The following is a 21,305-nucleotide window of genomic DNA, read 5'->3' on the forward strand; positions in this document are numbered from 1 at the left end:
GCGGCGGAGGTTAGAGCGCGGCCTGCAACGCGGCTTCTTCTTGCCGCGCAATGGTTCCCTTGACTGCGGACTGCACCTTCTCGAAGGCGCGGACCTCGATCTGTCGCACGCGTTCGCGCGACACGCCGAATTCGGCCGCCAGATCTTCCAGCGTCATCGGCTCGTCGGCAAGCCGTCGCGCTTCGAAGATGCGACGTTCGCGCGGGTTGAGCACGCCGATCGCGCCGGTCAGCGCGGCGCGGCGATGGTCGAGCTCTTCGTGCTCGGCCATGATGGCTTCCTGGTTCGGCGAGTGATCGACCAGCCAGTCCTGCCATTCGCCGGGCTCGCCGTCGTCGCGGATCGGGGCGTTGAGCGATGCGTCGCCGCCGAGCCGGCGGTTCATATCGACCACGTCCTGTTCGGTGACGCCGAGCCGTTTGGCGATCAGCTTGACCTGGTCGGGGTGCATATCACCCTCGTCCAGCGCCGAGATCTTGCTCTTCGCCTTGCGCAGGTTGAAGAACAGCTTCTTCTGATTGGCGGTGGTGCCCATCTTCACCAGCGACCACGAGCGCAGGATGTACTCCTGGATCGAGGCCTTGATCCACCACATCGCATAGGTCGCGAGGCGGAAGCCCTTTTCGGGCTCGAACCGCTTCACAGCCTGCATCAGACCGACATTGCCCTCGGACACCACTTCGGAAATCGGCAGACCATAGCCACGATAACCCATGGCAATTTTGGCAACGAGTCTTAGATGACTGGTCACGAGATGATGCGCGGCGTCGCGATCGTCGTGTTCGCGCCAGCGCTTCGCAAACATGTATTCCTGCTGCGGCTCCAGCATCGGAAACTTGCGGATTTCAGCGAGGTAACGAGATAAGCCGGATTCTCCGTTGAGAACCGGTAAAGTAGCTGCACGGGCCATTGAGCGCCCTCCAGTGGTTCAGGCCCCCGACATCGGCGGGCCAGGCAGACGGCCGCTGTGCTAAAGCCGACCGGGCTGCGATGTTCCGCGCTGGGACATCCAACGCACCTGCAATATACACAAAAAATCTTGGACTTTGGAAGGATTGCGCCTCTCACGTCGCCGTGACGCAGGCTTAAGCGCCTGACATATTTAACTTTTCCCGAACGACCTGCGTCATTCCGTCGCTTTTAGAGCGGTTCGCAACAACGCCAGGTCGGCCGGCAGCTCGGCGGTCCACTCCAGAATCTCGCCGGAAACCGGGTGCTCGAGGGCCAAAAGATAAGCGTGCAAGGCCTGCCGGCCGAGCGCCGCGAGCGCGGCCTGCGCCGGCAGATTGAGTGCATTGGCCTTGGTTTTGAAGTGCGGGCCATAGACGCCGTCGCCGAGCAGCGGGTGGCCGATATGGGCGAGATGCACCCGGATCTGATGGGTGCGGCCGGTCTCCAGCTGGCAGGCCAACAGGCTCACCACCGGCTTGCCACCGCGGCCAAGAAACGTGTCCTCGACCTCCCAATGCGTCACCGCCTCGCGGCCGCCGTCGCGCACCGCCATCTTCTCGCGGGCGAACGGGTGGCGGTCGATCGGCGCGTCGACGGTGCCGTGCGGCCGGTTCGGGGCGCCCCAGATGAAAGCCTTGTAGCCGCGGCGCATCTCGTTGGTGCGGCCGTGGTCGGCGAACTGCTCGCTCAAGGATTTATGGGCCTTATCGTTCTTGGCGACCACCATCAACCCGGTGGTGTCCTTGTCGAGCCGGTGCACGATGCCGGGCCGCCGCACCCCGCCGATCCCGGACAGGCTATTGCCGCAATGCGCGATCAAGGCGTTGACCAGGGTGCCGGTCTCGTGGCCGGCGGCGGGATGCACCACCAGGCCCTTCGGCTTGTCGATGACGATGATGTCGTCGTCCTCATAGACGATATCGAGCGCGATCGCCTCGCCGGCGGGCTCGGCGGCGACCGCCGGCGGCACGTCGATTGTGATCGTATCGCCGGCTTCGACATGATAAGCGGGATCGCGAAGCGGGGTCGGCAGGGCGGCGCTGGCGTCGGCAGGTCGCAACCGGACCTGGCCGGCGAGGATCAGCGCCTTCAGCCGCGACCGCGACAGTTCCGGCGCCCGCAGCGCCAGCACGCGGTCGAGCCGGACCGCGCCCTCGTCGCCGGCGACGGTGACTTCCAGCAGCCGACCTGTATTTTCCAACGGGTTTTCCAAAATTGAGCCTTGCATGACCGAAACTGTTGCGCCCGAACCGACCCCCGAGCAGGCCGCGCTGTTCGCGCGGGTGCGTCGCTTGATGCTGATTGCGGGCCTGACCACGGCGCTGGCGGTGGCGGCCGTTCTGGTCGCCATCGGCTACCGTCTTTTCCGCGCCGAGGGAAGCGTCGCGGTCACCGATACCACGGCGACGCTGCCGAAGGGCGCCCGCGTGGTCTCCACCGCGGTGGCCGGCGATCGGCTGCTGGTGACGCTGGATATCGCCGGCGCCATCGAAATCCGCAGCTTCGACGCCCGGACCCTGAAGCCGGCCGGCCGGCTCAGCTTCGCCAGCGAGCCGTAGCGGCTGGCGCTCGCCGTTCGCGGGCGCGCCGCAACTGCCGAAACGCCCGATCGCCATCTTGCGGCCGCGCGGTTTCGAGGCTATTCACTCCCTCGCGCTGCTCCCTTCGTCTAGCGGTTAGGACGTCGCCCTCTCACGGCGAAAACAGGAGTTCGATTCTCCTAGGGAGCGCCAGACAGTTCCATTCCAGATGTAACAGCGAATTTGGCCCAGGCTTTGTCTGGCGCGCTGGATATCGCCCGGTAGGAAAAATCCCCGCACGCTCGGTCCGTCACGCCGCCTCGCGTCGGTCCATCTGAACACGATCCGCCATTGATCATTGCTGCGGATCGAGTGCTTCCCCGCCAAGTCGCCCTTGAGCGCTTCAAGGCGGTTGCCGGGGGGCAACGCCTCGTCGGAGCCGTCTCGATCGCGTCGACTCAGCGCTTCGGCGCCGCGTACAGCCGCGAAAACACGATGCCGAGGAAGATCGAGATCATCCCGGCGCTCACCGCGTTCATCGTCAACAGCGCGCCATAGCCCTCCGGCGTGTAGAGATGCGGCGGCGGGCTGTAATGGCCGTGCAGCAGCCAGAACGACAGCACCGGCAACGCTGCCAGAGGCAGCATGATCAGCCGCTCGCTGGGCCAAAACAGCAGGCCGGCCAGCGCGGCGCAGGGCAGCAGGAACAGTTCGGTGCCCGACGGTTCGCCGAGCATCCAGCTGCAAAACACCGTGTTGGTCGTCGTGATCAACGCCAACGCCACCCGGCCGAGCCGGGGATGGCGCCGCGCGATCGCCGGCACGCTGAAGAAGAACGGCAGCGACACCATGGTCAGCAGCACCCAGGGCAGGCCCTCGGTGCCGGCCAGCAACACCACATAGAGCGGATAGAACGGCTGGTTGCCGGCGAGCACCAGCGCCACGACATTGCCGGCCGCGGCGAGCGGGTCCTCATTGGCGGCGTAGTCGGCAAGCCAGGTGGTTACGCGCTTCAGCATGGCGGGCTCATCGGAGATTCGAGGATGATCGTCGCGAGGTCGCGCGACTGTGTCATCGATCGCGACGGCCGAGCAAGCGGGACGGTTTAGTCAAAACCGGCCAACGGGCGTGCCCCGGACGCAGCGCAATGCGCCGCGCCAGCGGCGTGGTGCGCTGCAGAGCCGGGGCCGTTACAGAGCGCGGAGTCTGCAACGGTCCCGGCTCGCGGCGCCGCGTGAAGCACGCGGCACCGCGTTCGGGACACGATGCCGGCGAGGCTCGACCAATGCTTCATAGGAATAGTTTGTGACGGTCCCGGTTCTGCGGATCAGCGCCAAACGGCGCTGCTGCTTGCCCGGGACACTATGCCTCATGCGCTAGACGGAGATCTCTTCCGAAAAGCAGAACTGCTTGTCGGCGCCTCGCTCTACTGGAACTGCCACTTCGCGGTCATGAACGGGCCGTGGGTGGTGAAGTTGCTGGTCAGATGCTGCGCGGTGGCCAGATAGACGCCGTTCGGCGGCAGCACCAGCGAGGTCGGTACCTGTGTCACGGCATATTCGCCGACCGCGTCGAAATACACCGCCGCCTGATAACCGACCTCGACCTTGAACAGCCCGTAAGCGGTCGGCGCAAAATTATACGCGGTGGCGAGCCTTGCGTTGACGCTGGGGATCACCCGGGTCGCGTTGGGCGAGGCCAGATATTGCACGGTCGGCTGCGCCAGCGCCGGCTTGACGGTCAGGTAGTCGACCCGGCTCTGCATGGTGCCGATCAGCGCCGCGCCGCCGATTTCACCCGAGAAATCGAAGCTGCCGAGCGAATACTGGCTCTTCACGCCGATCCGGGGGCCGGCGCCGGTGAATTTCGAATGGTTGGTGTAGGAACTCGACGCCGAGGCGTCGCGGCTCTCCGCCGTGCCGGTCAAATCCTGGCCGATCCGGGCGAACTCCACGCCGCCGAAGGCGCGCATCTGGAAATCGCAATCGACACAGAACGTATGTCCGACGTCCATTTTGACCGAGTCGAATTCGGCCTGCAGCGAGCCGCGGCCGACCTTGTACAACGCCGATTCCGGGCCGATCAGGTAGGGCGGACCGACCATCTGGTCAGGCGTGCCTTCAAACGAGGCGTTGGTGGTGGCTTTCAGATGCGTCCATTGCACGGCGATGTCGTTGGCGCCGTTCATGTAGCGCGCGCCGAGGTCGAAGGCGGCGGCGAAGTCGGGCTCCAGCGCCTGATTGTTCCAGTGCGGCGACACCAGCGGCAACGGGTTGATCAGCGTGGCATATTCCATGTTGCCGGACGCCGACTGCAAGAGCAGCAGCGAGCCGCTGACTTCGAAAGCCTGCCGCGGCGCCGGGTGGATGATCGCGACCGGGGCCTTGCCGTAGATCTCGCCAACAGGCCGCTGCGGCATCGCAGCCAAGTTTGTATTCTGCGGAGCGGGCGGCATCGGCTTCGCCGCTTTGGCGGTTTCCAGCCGGTTGAGGCGGGCACGCAGCCCGGCATTTTCCTTCTCCAGGGCATTCAGCCTTGCGGTGATCTGCTCCTCTGCGCTGGCCGCATGTCCGATCTGCGGAAGGGTCGAAGCGGTCAGCGCCAAGCCTATCAGCAGCGCAGGCTTTGTGAATGGCGTCATGGTTCGGACTCCCCCTTGCAATCCTGGCGGCCCGAATCACCGGGGAACGCATTGCTCGAACCAAAGCACACCGCCGTCGGGGGACTGTGCAAAATCGCTCATGGATTGTATTTGCATTCCGATGGCGACATCGTTGCATCACTCGGGGATCTACCGGGCTTGCGGTCGGTCGGCCGCGGCGCGACCTTTTCGCCACCCGCTTGTGGCAGTTTGGTATTCATCCAGTCGTCATCGCAACGAGGGAGGAATCTTTACAACCACCGATCATTTTGCCGCGGGCCCTCCATGCGCCGCGCTGGCGTCGTTGATGCGCAGCGTAGATTTGACCGATTGTAGAACGGGATTGAGCGGATGACGTCAGGACTTGGAAACCGCGCGGCCGTCGTGCCGACGATCGAGCGATTGGCCGTGAAAGTGCGCGAGGTCATGTCGACCAAGGTGGTGACGGTCGGGCCGGAGGACACCGCGCGCTCGGTGGCGCAGACCCTGCTGCACCATGGCATCAGCGCGGTGCCGGTGGTCGACGATGGCCGTCCGATCGGTATCGTCAGCGAAGGCGATCTGATGCCGCGCAACGACGCCGACCGCCAGGCCGGACGGGACTGGTGGCTGCGGATGCTGTCGCAAGGCCAGGAGCAGAGCTCCGACTATCTGGAATTCCTCAACGCGACGGACCGCACCGCGCGCGAGGTGATGACCTCGCCGGTGGTCTCAGTCGACGAGGACGCCGATCTGGTCGAGGTCGCCGAATTGCTGTCCTCGAAACGCATCAAGCGGGTCCCGGTGCTGCGCGACGGCAAGCTGGTCGGCATCGTCAGCCGTGCCGATCTGGTGCGGGCGTTCGCCCACCCGGTACCAGCGCACCAGGCCGAGCCGGTGTTCGACGATGGCTCGCGCTGGCCGGTCGCCTCGGAACGGCTGCAGCAGATTTCCCAGCACGCCGCCCCGCCGCCGCCGCCGCCGCCGCAGCTCGACATCGCATTTTCGGCCAAGGCGTTTCATGATCTGACGCTGCATTTCGAAGAAGAGGAAGACCGCCGTCGCCACGAGGAGAAGCACCGCGCCGAGGAAAAGCACCACCAGCAGGCCGATAAGTTTCTGGCACAGCACCTCACCGAGGAGGCATGGAAGCGGATGCTGAGCGGCGCCCGCGCCACTGCGATGAAGGGCGAGCAGGAGCACCTGCTGCTGCGCTTTCCCTGCGAAGTGTGCAGCGACCACGGCCGCGCGGTGAACGCGCCGGACCCGAGCTGGCCGGAAACCCTGCGCGGCATGGCCGCGGAGGTCTTCATGCGCTGGAAAACCGAGCTACGCGACCACGGCTTTGCGCTGCATGCCCGTGTGGTGGAATTCCCCGACGGCGTGCCCGGCGATATCGGGCTGTTCCTCGCCTGGTAGCGCCGCGGCGCGCCTGGCGAGCCGCGCCGTCTGCGACCAATGCCTCGACCAAATCCAAAAAATAATCGATTTGCGCTGTCCTTTTGAATTCGAATTTCGCTAGAGATATGCGGTGCAAGCGGGGCTCGGATTCGACTATCCGGCTACCGCGCGGGGCCACCCCAGTGCTCTGCCAACGCACGATGAGAGGCTTCATGAGTAACGGTGTAAATGCTCCGCTCGCCCGTCATGCGATGGCCTATGTGCTGGCTGGAGGTCGCGGCAGCCGGCTGATGGAGCTGACCGATCGCCGCGCCAAGCCGGCGGTGTATTTCGGCGGCAAGTCGCGGATCATCGATTTCGCGCTGTCGAACGCGCTGAATTCCGGCATCCGGCGCATCGCGGTGGCGACGCAATACAAGGCCCACAGCCTGATCCGGCATCTGCAGCACGGCTGGAACTTCTTCCGCCCGGAACGTAACGAAAGCTTCGATATTCTGCCGGCGAGTCAGCGCGTCTCCGAAGAGCTGTGGTATTTAGGCACAGCCGATGCCGTGTACCAGAACATCGACATCATCGAGAGCTACGACCCGCAATTCATCGTGCTGCTGGCCGGCGATCACATCTACAAGATGGATTACGAGCAGATGCTGCAGCAGCACGTCGAGCAGGGCGCCGACGTCACCGTCGGCTGCCTCGAAGTGCCGCGTAGGGAGGCCTCCGGCTTCGGCGTGATGGCGGTCGACGCCGACGACGTGATCCATTCCTTCGTGGAAAAGCCGGCCAATCCGCCGCCGATGCCCGGCAAGCCGACGATGTCGCTCGCCAGCATGGGGATCTATGTGTTCGACACCAAATTCCTGTTCGAGGAATTGCGCCGCGACGCCGCCGATCCGAACTCGTCGCACGATTTCGGCAAGGACATCATCCCCTACATCGTCAAGCACGGCAAAGCGGTGGCGCATAGTTTCGACCGCTCCTGCATTCGCTCCCACGCCGAGGCCGCCAGCTACTGGCGGGACGTCGGTACCGTCGACGCCTATTGGGCGGCCAATATCGATCTGTGCGACATCGTCCCCGAACTCGATCTGTACGACCATAACTGGCCGATCTGGACCTATGGCGAGATCGTGCCGCCGGCGAAATTCGTCCATGACAAGATCGGCCGGCGCGGCGAGGCGATCTCCTCGCTGGTCTCTGGCGGTTGCATCATCTCCGGCTCGACCTTGCGGCAGACGTTGCTGTTCACCGGGGTGAGGGTGCATTCGTACTCCACCATCGAGCAGGCGGTGATCCTGCCCTATGTCGACGTCGCCCGTTCCTGCCAGTTGACCAATGTGGTGATCGATCGCGGCGTGCGGATTCCGGAAGGCCTGGTGGTCGGCGAGGATCCCGAACTCGACGCCGCGCGGTTCCACCGCACCGACGCCGGCATCTGCCTGATCACCCAGCCGATGATCGACAGGCTCGAAGCATGACAGCGGTGACGGCGCTTTCGGTCGCGTCCGAGATCTATCCGCTGATCAAGACCGGCGGCCTGGCCGATGTCGCCGGCGCGCTGCCGGCGGCGTTGCTGCCGCATGGCGTTACCATGCGGACGCTGGTGCCGGGCTATCCGGCGGTGCTGGCGGGCATCGAATCGGCGGCGCCGGTGCATTCGTTTGCGATGCTGTTCGGCGGCCCGGCGCGGCTGTTGGCGGCGCGCAAGGGCGGCCTCGACCTGTTCGTGCTCGAGGCCCCGCATCTCTACGACCGCCCCGGCAGCCCCTATAGCGGGCCGGACGGCAAGGATTGGCCGGACAACGCCTATCGTTTCGCGGCGTTGGCGCGCACCGCCGCCGAGATCGGCCAGGGCCTGGTGCCGTCCTTCGTGCCGGACATCATCCACGCCCATGACTGGCAGGCGGGGCTCACCCCGGCCTATCTGCGCTACAGCGGCAAGCCACAGCCGGCGACCGTGTTCACGGTGCACAATCTCGCGTTCCAGGGCCAGTTTCCGCGCGAGCTGCTGGCGACGCTGGGGCTGCCGCCGGGCGCGTTCAGCGTCGACGGCGTCGAGTATTACGGCAGCATCGGCTACATGAAGTCCGGGCTGCAATTGTCCGACCGCATCACCACGGTGTCGCCGGCCTATGCGCTGGAAATCCAAGGGCCGCAGGCCGGCATGGGGCTCGACGGGCTGTTGCGGCAACGCGCGGCGCAGTTGACCGGCATCCTCAACGGCATCGACGACAAGGTGTGGAATCCGGCCACCGACAAGCGGATCACCGCGACCTACGACCTCGACCATCTGGCCGCGCGCCGCGCCAATACCCAGTCGGTGCGCGAATTGTTCGACCTCAGCCTCGATCCCGACCGGCTGCTGCTCGGCGTGATCAGCCGGCTGTCCTGGCAAAAGGGTCTCGACCTGTTGCTCGAGGCGCTGCCGGTGCTGCTCGCCGAGGGTATCCAGCTGGCGCTGCTCGGCGCCGGCGATCCCGAACTCGAAGAGCGCTTCAAGTCGGCGGCGCAGGCATATCCCGGCCAGATCGGGGTGATGATCGGTTATGACGAGGATCTGGCGCATCTGATCCAGGCCGGCGCCGACGCGCTGCTGGTGCCGTCGCGATTCGAGCCGTGCGGGCTCACGCAATTGTGCGCGCTGCGCTACGGCGCGGTGCCGGTGGTGGCGCGGGTCGGCGGGCTGTCCGATACCGTGGTCGACGCCAACGAGATGGCGATCGCCGCCGGCGTTGCCACCGGGGTGCAGTTTTCGCCGGTGACCGGCGACATGCTGGCGGCGGCGTTGAGCAAGACCCGCGCGTTGTATGCGGATCGCGCCGCCTGGCAGGCGCTGCAGCACAACGGCATGACCGCCGACGTCTCCTGGCGCAACCCGGCGCAGCATTACGCGCAGCTGTACCGCAGCCTGCTGGCCGCCCGGCAGAGCCGCGCCACGGCCTAACTCGCCCGCGCCTCGCGGGCGAGACCGGTCACGCCGCCCGCGCCGCCGTGATTGCGCCCCGGTTCCGCAACCCGGATGCCGTGCGATTGCCCTTCACAATGCCGTCACGCTGCCTGTAGTATGTGAACTCAAGCTGCTTCGCAGCAATTGGGGGCCAGGAGCGTTTCTTGAACGCACATGTCTCGCACGGCGGTTGGCCGGTCTTGGTGTTGAACGCCGACTTCCGGCCGCTCAGTTACTATCCGCTGTCTCTTTGGTCGTGGCAGGACGCGATCAAGGCGGTGTTCCTCGACCGCGTCAATATCGTCGAGCACTACGATCAAGCGGTGCACAGCCCATCGTTCGAAATTCAGCTGCCCAGCGTGGTATCGCTGAAATCCTTCGTCAAGCCGAGTACCCACCCGGCCTTCACGCGGTTCAACGTGTTCCTGCGTGATCGCTTCAGCTGTCAGTATTGCGGCGCGCCGGAGGACCTGACCTTCGACCACATCATGCCGCGCTCCAAGGGTGGCCAGACCACCTGGGAAAACGTCGTCGCGGCGTGCTCGCCGTGCAATTTGCGCAAGGGCAACATGACGCCGCAGCAGGCGCGCATGTTCCCCAGGCAGGCGCCGTTCGCCCCCACGGTGCATCAGCTGCACCGCAACGGCCGGCTGTTTCCGCCGAACTACCTGCACGACAGCTGGCTCGACTATTTGTATTGGGACACCGAGCTCGATCCGTAGCGGCGGGGGAGGGCGGGCGATCGATCTTTTGCCATGCGACCGATTTGCGGAGCAGCGGGATGGCGCCCATCGACGTTGCGGTTATTGACCAGCACACAAGCCGGATGTCGGGCGCGGAATTCCGCGCCTTCCAGGACAACCGGCCGGATCATGAGCGGTGGGAATTGCTCGGCGGTGTCGCCATGATGATGACGCCGCCAACGCTGGTGCACAATCAGATCGCCAGCAATCTGCAGCAGCTGCTCAACGATGCCTTGGAGCGCCATGATTCGTCACGGCTTGCGGCGCAGCGCCCCGGCCTGGAGCTCGCCAGCGGCGACTACAAGCCGGAGCCGGACATCGCGGTGATCGACGCGGACTTCAAGGCCGGGCAGCGATTCGTCGAGAAGGCGTATCTGCTGGCGGAGATCGTCTCCGCGACCGACGACGTCGCGGTGCCCGGCACGGTTCGCAGCTGGATCGACGTGAAGCGCGAGCTCTACCGCTCTCATGTCCATTGCCTGGCTGTGCTGATCGTTTCGCAGGACCGCATGAAGGTGGAGCTGGATCTCAAAACGGAGAGCGGCTGGGTTTCGTCGGTGCTGGAAGGTCCGACCGCCGAATTGTCGATTGCGGCGTTCAGTTTGCGCGGCCCTGTCGGGGCGCTCTATGTCCGGACGCCGCTTGCGCCGCGTCGGAGCTGATCGGCGCGAACGCCCGCGACGATTGCTCCAAGCTTAGCGATTTCTTCATCGTTGCCCGGCGCCGAAATGCTGTCCCCTGTTCGTTCCAAAAGAACAAACCGGCATCGCCAAGCCCGGGGCGCGCCATCACGCGCCGCGCGGGCCGCCCAGCGGCGATGCCGCTATGGCTGCGAGGTCAGCGACTCCAGCGGCACGTCGATGACGTAGATGAAGCCCTCGGGCGGATAGCTCAGCGTGACCTCGCCCTTGAGCTGGCGGCCCAGCGTTTCGATCAGCCGTTTGCCGAAGCTGCGCCGGGTGGGCGCCTGCACCGGCGGGCCGCCGCGTTCCGACCAGGTCAGATGCAGGCGGTGCCCGGCATCATCCAGCGCCCAGGCGATGTCGACATGGCCGGCGGGCGCCGACAGCGCGCCGAACTTGGTGGTGTTGGTGCACAATTCGTTGAGCGTCATGGCGATGGCGATCACCGCGCCCGAATTCATCCGGATGTCCGGTCCCGCGATAGAGAACTTCGCGGCATCGCGATTGTCGAACGCTTCGGTGGCGCCGCGGATCACCTTGCCGAGGTCGGCGCTGGTCCATTGCGCCTGCAGCAACAGATCGTGCGCGCGGCCGAGCGCCAATAGCCGGCCCTCGATCGCCTGCTGCGCGTGTTCGGTGCTGGTGGCGTTGCGCAGGCTCTGCGAGGCGATCGCGCTCACGGTGGCCAGGGTGTTCTTGATGCGGTGGTGCAGCTCTTCGAGAATCAGCTTCTGCAGCTTCGCGGCGGCTTCGCGCTGCTTGGCGTCGATGCCGGCCTGCTCGAGCAATTCCTGGGCATTGATTTCCGCCTGCGCCAGCAATAGCCGCAGGCTGACATTCTCGGCTTCGAGAATGTCCTGCGGCGGTGTCTGAGTGGCCTGATCGAGCGCGTCCGGACGAAGATCGATTTCAAACATCGGGTGACGCTACCACCCTTTGTCCGGTTCCGCTCGTATCTTTCGCGTGCCGCGGTGCTGCGGAACCCGCGGCTTTGGCCGAACGCGCGGTCAGACCGGCTGCTTCGGCGCCGCGGCGGTCAAAGCCGCCGGCTGGTCGCGCTCGTACCAGCCCTTCGAGCGATTGACGATCCACACCACGGTGAGCATCACCGGAACCTCGATCAGCACGCCGACCACGGTGGCGAGCGCTGCGCCAGACTGGAAGCCGAACAGGCTGATTGCCGCCGCGACCGCGAGTTCGAAGAAATTCGAGGCGCCGATCAGCGCCGAGGGACCGGCGACGCAATGCTGCTCGCCGGCAATCCGGTTCAGCAGATAGGCGAGCCCGGCGTTGAAATAGACCTGGATCAGGATCGGCACCGCCAACAGGCCGATGATCAACGGCTGCGCCAGGATCTGCTCGCCCTGGAAGCCGAACAGCAGCACCAGCGTCGCCAGCAGCGCGATCAGCGACAGCGGTTGCAGTCGGCCGAGCAGCCGCTCTAAGGCCGCCTCGCCGCCGCTTGCGAGCAGGCGGCGACGCAAGATCTGCGCGAATATCACCGGCACCACGATGTACAGCACCACCGACAGCAGCAGCGTGCCCCACGGCACGATGATCGACGACAGCCCGAGCAGAAGCCCTACGATCGGCGCAAACGCAAACACCATGATGGTGTCGTTGAGCGCGACCTGGCTCAGCGTGAAATGCGGCTCGCCCTTCGTCAGGTTCGACCACACGAACACCATCGCGGTGCAGGGCGCCGCAGCCAGGATGATCAGGCCGGCGATGTAGCTGTCGATCTGATCGGCCGGCAGGTGATCGCGAAACAGATAGCCGATGAACAGCCAGCCCAGCGCTGCCATCGAGAACGGCTTCACCGCCCAGTTGATGAACAGCGTGACGCCGATGCCGCGCCAATGCTCCTTGACCCGGCCCAGCGCCGCGAAATCGATCTTGATCAGCATCGGCACGATCATCAGCCAGATCAACGCCGCCACCGGCAGGTTGACCTTGGCGATCTCGGCGGCGGCGATCGTCTGGAAGACGCCCGGCAACAGATGCCCGAGCGCGATGCCGACGACAATGCACAGCGCCACCCACAGCGTCAGAAAGCGTTCGAAGATCGACATGCGTTTGGTCCTCAGGCGGTGGCGACGCGACGGCCGCTGGCATCGATCACCAGTTCGCCGTCTTCCTTATGGAATTCGCCGGCGGTGATCGGCGGCAGAATCTCCAGCACCTCTTCCGAGGGCCGGCACAACTTGACGCCGCGCGGGCTGACCACGATCGGGCGGTTGATCAGGATCGGATGCGCCAGCATGGCGTCGAGCAGTTCGTCGTCGCTGAGCGCGGGCGAGTCCAGGCCGAGCTCGGCATAGGGCGTGCCTTTTTCGCGCAGCAGCGCGCGGGTTCCGAGGCCGATCCGCGCGATCAATTGCTGCAGCATCGCACGCGACGGCGGCGTCTTGAGATATTCGACGACGTGCGGCTCGATCCCGGCATGGCGGATCAACGCCAGCGTGTTGCGCGAGGTGCCGCAATCCGGATTGTGATAGATGATGACGTCCATGATGGCCTCACGCCACGTCCGGGCGTCGCGACGACGCGCCATCGGTTTGGCCGATCTCGCGCAACTTGCTGCCGAGCGATAGCGGGTCGAGCCGTTTCAGCGGCAACGCGGTGAAGATCGAGATGCGGTTCTTCAGGTAGCGCAGCGCGGTGACGAAGGCGGCTTCTTTCATGAAATCCGAGCCCGCGACCTCGGCGGGATCTTCGATGCCCCAATGCGCGGTCATCGGCTGGCCGGGCCACACCGGGCAACTCTCGCCGGCGGCGTTGTCGCAGACCGTGAAAACGAAATCCATCACCGGCGCATCGGGTGCCGCAAACTCCTGCCAGCTTTTCGAGCGCAGTCCCTCGGTCGGGTAGTCGAGGCTGCTCAGGACCTTGAGAGCAAATGGATTGACCGCCCCCTTGGGCTGACTGCCGGCGGAAAATGCCCGGAACTGGCCGCGGCCGTCTTTGCGCAGGATCGATTCGGCGAGGATCGAGCGCGCCGAATTGCCGGTACAGAGGAACAGGACGTTGTAAATGCGCTCGGCCATGTGGCGGCTACTCCGTTGGGCAGCATGGGGTGAGGTTGGCGACCAGCGGCGCGCAGACCTCCGGCCGGCTGCCGCAGCAATCCTGCAGCAGAAACAGCGCGAGGCTCTGAAACCGCGCAAGATCGGCGCGGTAGACGATCGAGCGGCTGCGTCGCGCCGACGATACCAGCCCGGCGCGGGTCAGGATCGCCAGATGCGACGACATGGTGTTTTGCGGCACCGCCAGCGTGCGGCCGATCTCGCCTGCCGGCAATCCCGCGGGCTCGTGCTTCACCAGCAGCCGAAACACCTCGAGCCGGGTGGATTGCGCCAGCGCCGCCAGCGCCAGAATGACTTGTTCGGATTCCATATATCGATAATTCTCGATATATGGCTGGATGTCAAGCGCGGCGGGCGAGCCGGGGGACGTGCCGGGCCACAAGGTGGCGATCGGCGTAGAGCGCCGCCAGCAGCGTTACGACGCCAGCATGGAACATCGCGGCGCCGAACCCGACATCGGCGAGATGCCAGATCAGCGCCGGGGCTGTGGCCATCAGCGCCGCGGCCGCCGTGTAGGCCAACGTGAGCGCGGCCGATGCGGGGTGGCCGAGCCGCCAGACCACCGCCGCGGCGGCGCCGAGCGCCAGCAGCGCCTTCACCGCCGCCATGAAGCGCAGCAACATGACGAGTTCGTCGCCGGATTGCGCTTTCGCCGCCGCGACTGAATCGGCCGGCGTGACGAATGCCGCGGCGAGCGCGGCGCCGGCGATGATCAGCGCCACGCTCGCGCGGCGCGGCAGCGCGGTGCGAGCTTCAAACGAAGCGGCAGCGGCAATCGGAGCGGGCAGCGATGCATCGGTCATGATCAGCACCTCGATCAGCGTGCGTGGGGCCAAAGCTCTCCGGGCAAAGCTTAACGTATGATCGGGGGGCCGGCAATTTGCCTGCTGCGCGTGTAATATATAACGCGGAACCATCGCGCCCCGCGCCGCGTTGCACTGGCGAAATTTACCGGAGTTTGCGCGATGCGGATGTTTGTCGGAATGATTTTGGGCGCGCTGCTTCTGGTCGCAGGGGTCTACATCTACGATTCGATGCAGACCTCCAGCGTGGCAAACGGCGAGGTGGCGCAGGCCAATCGCACCATCGTCAATTGGGACGTCGCGCAGACCGATTGGGAAGCGCTGAAGGCGCGGGTCCAGCGCGACTGGGTCAAGCTGTCGGAGAAATAATCCGGCCGCGCGTCGACGTCATTTCTGCGCCGCGGCCTTGCGGGCGTCGGCAATGGCCAGCGTGAACTGCTCCTTGGTGAGCACGCCGGGCACCCGAAATTTCCCCACGATGAACGACGGCGTGCCCTGGAAGCCGAAGGCTTTGGCTTGCGCGTTGTTGCGCGCCAGGATCGCATCGATCACTTTGCCTTTGCCGGCAAGGTCTGCGGTGGCACGGGCGACGTCGACGCCGGCGGCGCTCAAGGCGTCGCGGATCCCGGCTTCGCTGAGGCGCGAGGTGAGGCCGATCAACGCCTCATGCGCGACGATGTATTTGTCCTGAAACTTGCTCGCCAGCGTCAACCGCGCGGCATAGATCGAGGCGCCGCCGAGCACCGGCCAATCCTTGAACACCAGTCTGATCTTGCCGTCCTCCTTCGCCAACGCCCGCAAATCCGGCGCGACCTTGCGGCAATACGGGCACTGGAAGTCAAAGAATTCCACGATGCTGATGTCGCCGTCGGCATTGCCGGCGACCGGAATCTCCGGATCGCGCAGCACCGCGGTCTCCGACAGCACGTTGTTGTCGTCGTCGCTTTTGGCCGCCAGCGCGGCGTCCGGCAGCAGCAGCCCCATCCCCAGCAGCAACGTGCCGGTGCCGAGCGCGCCCAGCACGCGGCGGCGGGTTCCGTCGAGCTTCGCGGCAGGCGGCAGCGGGCGGGCGTCGGGTCCGTCGGTCATGGCGATCTCCAACCTGCCGTCGGATTGATCAAGGAGAGGAGGCAGGAGCGTGGCCACATATAGTTGTTGGCGACGACAATGATAGCGCCGCGATCCGCCGTCCTCGCCCACCTCAACCATGAAACAGCAACGTCGCCGCCAGCGGCACCAGCAGCGAGGTCAACAGCGCGTTCAGGCTCATGGCGATGCCGGCGAAGGCGCCGGCCACCGGATTGATTTGGAAGGCTTGCGCGGTGCCGATGCCGTGCGAGGCGAGCCCCACGGCGAAGCCGCGGGCGCGGAAATCGGTGACCTTCACCAGGTTCATCAGCGGCGTGACGATGATCGCGCCGATGATCCCGGTGAGGATCACCGCCACCGCGGCGAGCGAGGGATCGGCGTGGATCGATTCGGCAATGCCCATCGCCACCGGCGCGGTCACCGATTTCGGCGTCATCGACAGCATCACGATGTCCGGCAGTCCGAAAGCCTTGGCGAGCCCCACCACCGAGCCGATCGCGGTGACGCTGCCGACCACCAGCGCCAGCAGCATCGGCACGATCGCCGCCATCACCGCGTTGCGGTTCTCGTACAGCGGCACCGCCAGCGCCACCGTCACCGGCCCGAGCAGGAAATGCACGAACTGCGCGCCCTCGAAATAGGTCTGATACGAGGTGCCGGTCAGCCACAGGAAGATGCCGATCACCCACATCGCGTGCAGCACCGGGTTGGCCAGCGGATTGCGGCGGCTGGCCTGCGACACCGCGTCGGTCATGGCATAGACCACCAGCGTGGTGGTCAGCCACAGCAACGGGCTTTGCGACAGATACACCCATAGCGCGAACGGATTGTCGATCACCGCGAACCTCGCCAGCGCGCCACCAGCCGCGCCGAGACCACGAAGGTCGCGACCGTCACCAACAGCGTGATGATCACCGAGCCGATCAGCACGCCGGCGATCGCGAGGCCGTGTTCGCCGATCAGGTCGAGTTTCTGCACCACGCCGACCCCGGCCGGCACGAACATCAGCGACATGTTGGCGAGCAGCACCTTGGCGGCTTTTTCGACACCGTCATTGCGCAGCGGCCCGACCTCGAGCAGCGACAGCTTGTCGCGCGCCAGCAGCAGCGTCAGCAGCAGCAACAGCCCGACCACCGGACCCGGCAGCGCCAGCCCGAGGCCACGCACCAGCACCTCGCCGGCCAATTGGCACAGCAGGATCAGGCCGAGACTTGCGATCATCGCTCGCCCCGCGGGCACGGTCGGCGGACGGCCGAGCCCGCAGCGCAAGGCCGGCGCGCGGTTACGCGCCTTTCAGTTTCTTGTTGCATTCGCTCCAGTAGCCGCCGCCCTTTTGAATCCAGCGCAGTCCGCCAGTGGCGTTGCTGGCCTTGTTGAGTTTCCATTGATCCGCGCAGGTGTGCAACCTGGCGCGCGACGCGGTCTCCTTTGCGTATTTCGCATCCACCGTCGAGGGGAAAACCGCGGGCGTTGCGGGCGCCGCCGCTGCGGCTCCCGACGTTTTCGCCGCCGCGGACTTTTCGGTCGCGGGTTTGGCTTCCGCGGCCTTGGGCTCGGCGGAGCCTGCCGCCGGTGCCGCGGCGGCATCGGCGCCGCATTGCTCTTTGCGGAAATCGTTCCAGCTCTGGCCGTTCAGCGTCCCGGCGGTCTTGGCCGCCTGATATTTGGCGCTGCATTGCTGCGAGGTCAGCGCCTGCGCCGGCCAAGTGGCCGCAAACAGCGTCGCGCCGCAAACCGCGACCGCGCTGAACAGGGCTGTGAAGTGGGCTTGCTTCGTCATCGGGGCTCTCCTGTCACCAAGCGAACAACCGCATCCTAGCGAGACCGGCGCGGCTGACAACGCGTTCGTGCTCCCGAACCGAATGATCAGAAGCGCTCGGAGCGAAGTGGTGCGGAACGCGGCTGCGCCGCGCATTGCTGCGTGGCGTCCGTTACGATTGTCGGTCTTGACGGTATTTGCGATAACGCGGGCCTTGCTGCTGCAAGCCCCTGTCAAATTGCAGCTTCCGCAGTCCAGCTTTGTGGTCTCGCTTTGCAACGCCCAGTCTCGATGCCGATTGCCATGCCAAGCCGCGCGCAAGTGCTGCAAGTCCTTGAGACACTGGCAATCGGCGCCGCCGGCGGCGCGCTGTTCTATTGGGCGGAGCTGCCCGGCGGGTTGATCACCGGGGCGATGATCGCGGTTGCCTCGGTCGGCATGGCCGGTCGCCCGCTCGGACTTCCGCAGCCGATGGCGCATGCGATCTTGATGACGCTGGGGCTGTCGCTGGGCGCCATGGTGTCGCCGCAGCTGATCAAGAATCTCAGCGCCTACCCGATGACCATCGCGCTGTTGGCGCTGGCCACGGCGTGCTCGACCTTGGTCAGCAGCCTGTATCTGCAACGCATCCATGGCTGGGATCGCACCTCGGCGCTGCTGGCAGGCAGTCCCGGCGCGCTGTCGCAGATCGTCATGCTGGCTTCCGAGCGAAAAGCCGACGTGCCCGGCATCGCGGTGGTGCAGATCATGCGGGTGATCATCCTGACCGCCGGCGTGCCGCTGTTTCTCACCGCCACCGGAATGATGGCGCATGGCCCGTTGCCGTCGCGCGGCATCGCCGCGACGCCGCTGGCGCTGGCCGAACTCGCTGCGGTCGGCGTCGCCGCCGCCTTGTTGCTGCGGCTGGTGAATTTTCCGGCCAGCTGGATGTTCGGCGCGATGCTCGGCTCCGCGGTGCTGCACGGCGCCGGCTGGGTCGACGGCACGCTGCCGCAATGGGCCTATGTGGCGGCCTTGACCGGGATCGGCACGCTGATCGGGGCGCGGTTCAGCAAGATCAGGACCCGCACCATCGTCAGCCATATCGGCGCGGCGCTGGGCTCTTTCGCGGTGGCGATGACGATCTCGGCGTGCTTCGTCGCGGCGATCGCCTTCACCATGCCGGTGCGGATCGGCGACGTCGTGGTGGCGTTTTCGCCGGGTGCGATGGACGCGATGATGGCGCTGGCGCTGACGCTGCACGTCGATCCGGTGTTCGTCGGCGCGCACCATCTGGCGCGCTTCATTTTTGTCTCGCTGGTGACGCCCGGCATCATCCATCTGTTCGGCAAAGGGCCGGACGATCTCGACGACTAGGCCTGGCGCTTCGTCGCGGCCACCGCGCCACCCCCGGCCAGGGCCGCCATCGTCAATGAAATCAGCACGTTGTAGCCGGCCAGCGAGAGCCCGAGGAAGCGCCATTGCACTTCGTCGCAGCGGATCACCTTGACCGTATCGAGCTGGTCGAGCAGCCCGCCGCGGCTGAAATCGACGATCGGACCGCTGCAATCGCTGGGCCCCGGCCAAAACCCCCATTCGACCCCGGCGTGATAGACGCCGAGCCCGGCATTGCCGAGCATCAGCAGCGCCAGCACCGCCAGGCCGCCGACCAGCAAAGCCCGCGCCGCACCGCGGCCGGCGGCGATCGCGATCACCACCGCGAGCGGAACCGCCAGATAATAGGCGTAGCGCTGCTCCAGGCAGAGCGGGCAGGGCACGATGTTCAGCACCAGTTGAAAGAACAACGCGCCGGCCATCGCCGCCGCACCGATCGCCGCAACCAGCCACGCCGCGATCCGCGCCGGATTGCGCCGGGCTCCTGCCGGCCGAGCGGTGCCGGGGGTCTCAGCCGCCAGATTGTTCAGCGCCACGGCAAACATTCTCCTGTTCAGCCTGCCTCCTACCGCTCGGCGTCGGCGCTGTCGAGCCGGACGCGATCAAAGCCGGGTGTTTGCCGCACGGCGGTTGCAAAGTTGCGGGTATTTGCCGGTGCAGTGTTTGCGATCGGCGGCCGGCTGCGGGTTGACCGCGCGGGCGCGCCAGCTATATTCCGCCCGCTTCGTGACTGCGGCTTGCCACGGTCCGAGGGCCCCTGTGGCGGAACTGGTAGACGCGCTCGACTCAAAATCGAGTTCCGCAAGGAGTGCTGGTTCGATTCCGGCCAGGGGCACCATCCTACCGTCCGCCCTCGTTCGCCGACGTCCATTTTCATCAATAAAGTCAGGCACAAATCGCATTTTGCGTGCGCGGTCGTTCGCCCGGATTTCCTGGTATCCGGACCAATTCATGGTATCCTTCATGGTAGATTGCGGGGGTCATGGTATCGTGATTTTTGGGTGGAATCGAACCCATGCCGGTCAAGAACGACACCTATTTTCGGCACCTGAAGCCGGCCGAAAAGGATTACAAGCGATCCGATAGTGGCGGTCTCTTCATGCTCGTCACGAAGACCGGATCAAAGCTCTGGCGCTATGGCTACAACTTTGACGCCAAGCAGAAGCTGCTCGCGCTGGGCCAGTATCCACTTATCTCACTCGCGGATGCCCGCACCAAGCGCGACGATGCCAAGAGGTTGTTGGCAGAGGGCATCGATCCCTCCGTTGAGCGCAAGGCGGAACGCCGAGATGCGCGCATCGCGCGAAGCCATACATTTGAGGCCGTGGCCAAAGAACTCATGGACAAGTTCGAGGCCGAAGGTGATGCGCCAACGACCCTGAAGAAAAAGCAATGGCTGCTGGATTTTGCCAACAAGGAGTTTGGCAAGCGGCCGATCGCCGAAATCAAGGCGCCTGAAATCCTAGACGCGCTGAGAAAGATCGAGAAGCGCGGAAGACATGAGACCGCGACCCGCGTGCGAAGCACCGTTGGCGCTGTGTTCCGCTATGGCATTGCGACCGGACGAGCCGAACAAGATCCGGCCGCGGACCTGCGCGGCGCTCTGATCACCCCGACTGTCACTCACCGCGCAACAATCGTCGAGCCTGACGCCGTGGGTGCCTTGCTCCGCGCCATTGATGGCTTTGAGGGAAACGCCGCGATACGATATGCGCTGAGGCTCGCCCCACTCTTCTTCGTCCGACCTGGAGAACTCCGAAAGGCAGAATGGGCGGAGTTCAAGCTTGAAAACGCCGAATGGCGCATCCCCGCCGCGAAGATGAAAATGAGGCGCCCGCATCGGGTGCCTCTCGCCCATCAGGCACTGTCCATCCTGCGCGAGCTCCAGGGTATCACCGGCGGATCGAAATATCTCTTTCCCTCGGTGCGATCCTGGCATCGTCCGATCAGTGACAACACGCTCAACGCCGTATTGCGCCGTCTCGGCTATGACAAGACTGAGCTGACTGTCCATGGGTTACGATCGACTGCATCAGTGCTGTTGAACGAAAGCGGCAAATGGCATGCCGACGCCATTGAACGTCAGCTTGCACATCAAGAGCAGAATGAGGTCCGCGGCGCCTATATTCATGCCGCCGAATTCTGGGACGAACGGGTGCGGATGATGTGCTGGTGGGCCGATGAACTGGATCGACTGCGAGACCATGGGCGGGTCGTTAAGATCCGCGCGTGAACCAATCGCACCAATGGTAGACCGGTCGATGCTTGTCATCGCGGCGAATGAGATCGGGTCGTCGCCCACGACTTGACCCCGGTTTTTGGCGAACGACCA

At 65.2% G+C, this 21,305-nt stretch carries 24 protein-coding genes, 2 tRNA genes and 1 pseudogene; 11 read left to right on the forward strand and 16 right to left on the reverse strand.

The features are described 5' to 3' along the window. Positions 1-10: 10 nt before the first annotated feature. Together rpoH and RPC_RS03045 are read right to left on the reverse strand one after the other, a co-directional pair. Positions 11-910 (reverse strand): RNA polymerase sigma factor RpoH, encoded by a 900-nt coding sequence (rpoH, locus tag RPC_RS03040; protein WP_011471087.1) that lies wholly within the window; start codon positions 908-910, stop codon positions 11-13. Positions 911-1,126: 216 nt separating this feature from the next. Further along, positions 1,127-2,179: an RluA family pseudouridine synthase gene (locus RPC_RS03045; protein WP_415914790.1), complete on the reverse strand. Its 1,053-nt coding sequence runs from the start codon at positions 2,177-2,179 to the stop codon at positions 1,127-1,129. On the opposite strand from RPC_RS03045, the gene RPC_RS03050 reads away from it, so the two are divergent. Continuing rightward, positions 2,178-2,510, forward strand: coding sequence for a hypothetical protein (locus RPC_RS03050; RefSeq protein ID WP_041801338.1), 333 nt, complete (start codon positions 2,178-2,180; stop codon positions 2,508-2,510). The genes RPC_RS03045 and RPC_RS03050 overlap by 2 nt on opposite strands. Before the next feature lie 99 nt (positions 2,511-2,609). Next, positions 2,610-2,684: transfer RNA gene (locus RPC_RS03055), tRNA-Glu, on the forward strand. A gap of 108 nt (positions 2,685-2,792) precedes the next feature. Here RPC_RS03055 and RPC_RS25780 read toward each other — a convergent pair. From RPC_RS25780 to RPC_RS03065, 3 genes and pseudogenes are all read right to left on the reverse strand, one after another. Then, positions 2,793-2,900, reverse strand: a pseudogene (locus tag RPC_RS25780) (type II toxin-antitoxin system RelE/ParE family toxin); the annotation flags it as partial. A gap of 29 nt (positions 2,901-2,929) precedes the next feature. Further along, positions 2,930-3,490 (reverse strand): hypothetical protein, encoded by a 561-nt coding sequence (locus RPC_RS25785; protein ID WP_011471089.1) that lies wholly within the window; start codon positions 3,488-3,490, stop codon positions 2,930-2,932. A 407-nt stretch (positions 3,491-3,897) separates the two neighbouring features. Continuing rightward, the gene (locus RPC_RS03065) at positions 3,898-5,112 is read right to left on the reverse strand and encodes an Lpg1974 family pore-forming outer membrane protein (RefSeq protein ID WP_011471090.1); all 1,215 of its coding nucleotides are present in this window, start codon (positions 5,110-5,112) and stop codon (positions 3,898-3,900) included. Between the two features lie 351 nt (positions 5,113-5,463). Here RPC_RS03065 and RPC_RS03070 point away from each other — a divergent pair, with 351 nt between their 5' ends. The 5 genes from RPC_RS03070 to RPC_RS03090 all read left to right on the forward strand — a co-directional run bounded on the left by RPC_RS03070 (position 5,464) and on the right by RPC_RS03090 (position 10,841). Further along, entirely contained in the window at positions 5,464-6,510 is a 1,047-nt protein-coding gene (locus RPC_RS03070; protein ID WP_011471091.1) for a CBS domain-containing protein, read from the forward strand. Between the two features lie 194 nt (positions 6,511-6,704). Next, a complete protein-coding gene (gene glgC / locus RPC_RS03075; protein ID WP_011471092.1) occupies positions 6,705-7,967 on the forward strand; it encodes a glucose-1-phosphate adenylyltransferase in 1,263 nt (420 codons plus the stop codon). Next, positions 7,964-9,433 (forward strand): glycogen synthase GlgA, encoded by a 1,470-nt coding sequence (glgA, locus tag RPC_RS03080; protein WP_011471093.1) that lies wholly within the window; start codon positions 7,964-7,966, stop codon positions 9,431-9,433. The genes glgC and glgA overlap by 4 nt, the downstream gene beginning before the upstream one ends. Before the next feature lie 167 nt (positions 9,434-9,600). Continuing rightward, positions 9,601-10,158 (forward strand): HNH endonuclease, encoded by a 558-nt coding sequence (locus RPC_RS03085; RefSeq protein WP_011471094.1) that lies wholly within the window; start codon positions 9,601-9,603, stop codon positions 10,156-10,158. 59 nt (positions 10,159-10,217) lie between these two features. Then, positions 10,218-10,841, forward strand: coding sequence for a Uma2 family endonuclease (locus RPC_RS03090; RefSeq protein WP_011471095.1), 624 nt, complete (start codon positions 10,218-10,220; stop codon positions 10,839-10,841). Between the two features lie 161 nt (positions 10,842-11,002). Here RPC_RS03090 and RPC_RS03095 read toward each other — a convergent pair whose 3' ends face one another. From RPC_RS03095 to RPC_RS03120, 6 genes are all read right to left on the reverse strand, one after another. Further along, positions 11,003-11,779 (reverse strand): sensor histidine kinase, encoded by a 777-nt coding sequence (locus tag RPC_RS03095; protein WP_011471096.1) that lies wholly within the window; start codon positions 11,777-11,779, stop codon positions 11,003-11,005. A gap of 90 nt (positions 11,780-11,869) precedes the next feature. Further along, entirely contained in the window at positions 11,870-12,934 is a 1,065-nt protein-coding gene (gene arsB / locus RPC_RS03100) for an ACR3 family arsenite efflux transporter (protein ID WP_011471097.1), read from the reverse strand. A gap of 11 nt (positions 12,935-12,945) precedes the next feature. Further along, complete coding sequence (gene arsC / locus RPC_RS03105; RefSeq protein ID WP_011471098.1) at positions 12,946-13,374, reverse strand: arsenate reductase (glutaredoxin); 429 nt, start codon at positions 13,372-13,374, stop codon at positions 12,946-12,948. 7 nt (positions 13,375-13,381) lie between these two features. Beyond that, positions 13,382-13,909: an arsenate reductase ArsC gene (locus RPC_RS03110; RefSeq protein WP_011471099.1), complete on the reverse strand. Its 528-nt coding sequence runs from the start codon at positions 13,907-13,909 to the stop codon at positions 13,382-13,384. Positions 13,910-13,916: 7 nt separating this feature from the next. Next, the gene (locus RPC_RS03115) at positions 13,917-14,258 is read right to left on the reverse strand and encodes an ArsR/SmtB family transcription factor (RefSeq protein WP_011471100.1); all 342 of its coding nucleotides are present in this window, start codon (positions 14,256-14,258) and stop codon (positions 13,917-13,919) included. 31 nt (positions 14,259-14,289) lie between these two features. Next, entirely contained in the window at positions 14,290-14,751 is a 462-nt protein-coding gene (locus RPC_RS03120) for a hypothetical protein (RefSeq protein WP_011471101.1), read from the reverse strand. 162 nt (positions 14,752-14,913) lie between these two features. Here RPC_RS03120 and RPC_RS03125 point away from each other — a divergent pair, with 162 nt between their 5' ends. Then, on the forward strand, positions 14,914-15,120 hold the full coding sequence (locus RPC_RS03125; RefSeq protein ID WP_011471102.1) for a hypothetical protein: 207 nt from the start codon (positions 14,914-14,916) through the stop codon (positions 15,118-15,120). Positions 15,121-15,138: 18 nt separating this feature from the next. On the opposite strand, the gene RPC_RS03130 is transcribed toward RPC_RS03125, so the two are convergent. The 4 genes from RPC_RS03130 to RPC_RS03145 form a co-directional block, all read right to left on the reverse strand. Then, complete coding sequence (locus tag RPC_RS03130; RefSeq protein WP_011471103.1) at positions 15,139-15,840, reverse strand: DsbA family protein; 702 nt, start codon at positions 15,838-15,840, stop codon at positions 15,139-15,141. Between the two features lie 112 nt (positions 15,841-15,952). Then, on the reverse strand, positions 15,953-16,678 hold the full coding sequence (locus tag RPC_RS03135) for an LrgB family protein (protein WP_011471104.1): 726 nt from the start codon (positions 16,676-16,678) through the stop codon (positions 15,953-15,955). Then, positions 16,675-17,061 (reverse strand): CidA/LrgA family protein, encoded by a 387-nt coding sequence (locus tag RPC_RS03140; RefSeq protein WP_011471105.1) that lies wholly within the window; start codon positions 17,059-17,061, stop codon positions 16,675-16,677. Before RPC_RS03140 ends, RPC_RS03135 begins: the two co-directional genes overlap by 4 nt. 61 nt (positions 17,062-17,122) lie before the next feature. Then, complete coding sequence (locus tag RPC_RS03145) at positions 17,123-17,620, reverse strand: hypothetical protein (RefSeq protein ID WP_011471106.1); 498 nt, start codon at positions 17,618-17,620, stop codon at positions 17,123-17,125. A gap of 282 nt (positions 17,621-17,902) precedes the next feature. On the opposite strand from RPC_RS03145, the gene RPC_RS03150 reads away from it, so the two are divergent. Then, complete coding sequence (locus RPC_RS03150; protein ID WP_049766048.1) at positions 17,903-18,955, forward strand: AbrB family transcriptional regulator; 1,053 nt, start codon at positions 17,903-17,905, stop codon at positions 18,953-18,955. On the opposite strand, the gene RPC_RS03155 is transcribed toward RPC_RS03150, so the two are convergent. After that, complete coding sequence (locus tag RPC_RS03155) at positions 18,952-19,518, reverse strand: disulfide bond formation protein B (protein ID WP_011471108.1); 567 nt, start codon at positions 19,516-19,518, stop codon at positions 18,952-18,954. The genes RPC_RS03150 and RPC_RS03155 overlap by 4 nt on opposite strands. A gap of 208 nt (positions 19,519-19,726) precedes the next feature. On the opposite strand from RPC_RS03155, the gene RPC_RS03160 reads away from it, so the two are divergent. Continuing rightward, a tRNA-Leu gene (locus RPC_RS03160) sits at positions 19,727-19,811 on the forward strand. Between the two features lie 177 nt (positions 19,812-19,988). Next, positions 19,989-21,206 carry a tyrosine-type recombinase/integrase gene (locus RPC_RS03165; protein WP_011471109.1) on the forward strand — a complete coding sequence of 406 codons (1,218 nt, stop codon included), beginning with the start codon at positions 19,989-19,991 and terminating at the stop codon, positions 21,204-21,206. The last annotated feature ends 99 nt before the right edge of the window (positions 21,207-21,305 follow it).

It is taken from the genome of Rhodopseudomonas palustris BisB18, assembly GCF_000013745.1.
GTDB lineage: Bacteria > Pseudomonadota > Alphaproteobacteria > Rhizobiales > Xanthobacteraceae > Rhodopseudomonas_A > Rhodopseudomonas_A palustris_F.

Excerpts from the sequence above, each read along its gene's own strand:
- RPC_RS03140 (WP_011471105.1), bottom strand. The coding sequence starts at position 17,061 with ATGATCGCAAGTCTCGGCCTGATCCTGCTGTGCCAATTGGCCGGCGAG.
- glgA (WP_011471093.1), top strand. The coding sequence starts at position 7,964 with ATGACAGCGGTGACGGCGCTTTCGGTCGCGTCCGAGATCTATCCGCTG.
- RPC_RS03070 (WP_011471091.1), top strand. The coding sequence starts at position 5,464 with ATGACGTCAGGACTTGGAAACCGCGCGGCCGTCGTGCCGACGATCGAG.
- RPC_RS03155 (WP_011471108.1), bottom strand. The coding sequence starts at position 19,518 with ATGTTTGCCGTGGCGCTGAACAATCTGGCGGCTGAGACCCCCGGCACC.
- RPC_RS25785 (WP_011471089.1), bottom strand. The coding sequence starts at position 3,490 with ATGCTGAAGCGCGTAACCACCTGGCTTGCCGACTACGCCGCCAATGAG.
- RPC_RS03115 (WP_011471100.1), bottom strand. The coding sequence starts at position 14,258 with ATGGAATCCGAACAAGTCATTCTGGCGCTGGCGGCGCTGGCGCAATCC.
- RPC_RS03065 (WP_011471090.1), bottom strand. The coding sequence starts at position 5,112 with ATGACGCCATTCACAAAGCCTGCGCTGCTGATAGGCTTGGCGCTGACC.
- RPC_RS03110 (WP_011471099.1), bottom strand. The coding sequence starts at position 13,909 with ATGGCCGAGCGCATTTACAACGTCCTGTTCCTCTGTACCGGCAATTCG.
- RPC_RS03130 (WP_011471103.1), bottom strand. The coding sequence starts at position 15,840 with ATGACCGACGGACCCGACGCCCGCCCGCTGCCGCCTGCCGCGAAGCTC.
- RPC_RS03165 (WP_011471109.1), top strand. The coding sequence starts at position 19,989 with ATGCCGGTCAAGAACGACACCTATTTTCGGCACCTGAAGCCGGCCGAA.
- RPC_RS03125 (WP_011471102.1), top strand. The coding sequence starts at position 14,914 with ATGCGGATGTTTGTCGGAATGATTTTGGGCGCGCTGCTTCTGGTCGCA.
- arsC (WP_011471098.1), bottom strand. The coding sequence starts at position 13,374 with ATGGACGTCATCATCTATCACAATCCGGATTGCGGCACCTCGCGCAAC.
- RPC_RS03090 (WP_011471095.1), top strand. The coding sequence starts at position 10,218 with ATGGCGCCCATCGACGTTGCGGTTATTGACCAGCACACAAGCCGGATG.
- glgC (WP_011471092.1), top strand. The coding sequence starts at position 6,705 with ATGAGTAACGGTGTAAATGCTCCGCTCGCCCGTCATGCGATGGCCTAT.
- RPC_RS03120 (WP_011471101.1), bottom strand. The coding sequence starts at position 14,751 with ATGACCGATGCATCGCTGCCCGCTCCGATTGCCGCTGCCGCTTCGTTT.
- RPC_RS03045 (WP_415914790.1), bottom strand. The coding sequence starts at position 2,179 with ATGCAAGGCTCAATTTTGGAAAACCCGTTGGAAAATACAGGTCGGCTG.
- RPC_RS03145 (WP_011471106.1), bottom strand. The coding sequence starts at position 17,620 with ATGACGAAGCAAGCCCACTTCACAGCCCTGTTCAGCGCGGTCGCGGTT.
- RPC_RS03150 (WP_049766048.1), top strand. The coding sequence starts at position 17,903 with ATGCCAAGCCGCGCGCAAGTGCTGCAAGTCCTTGAGACACTGGCAATC.
- RPC_RS03050 (WP_041801338.1), top strand. The coding sequence starts at position 2,178 with ATGACCGAAACTGTTGCGCCCGAACCGACCCCCGAGCAGGCCGCGCTG.
- rpoH (WP_011471087.1), bottom strand. The coding sequence starts at position 910 with ATGGCCCGTGCAGCTACTTTACCGGTTCTCAACGGAGAATCCGGCTTA.
- RPC_RS03095 (WP_011471096.1), bottom strand. The coding sequence starts at position 11,779 with ATGTTTGAAATCGATCTTCGTCCGGACGCGCTCGATCAGGCCACTCAG.
- arsB (WP_011471097.1), bottom strand. The coding sequence starts at position 12,934 with ATGTCGATCTTCGAACGCTTTCTGACGCTGTGGGTGGCGCTGTGCATT.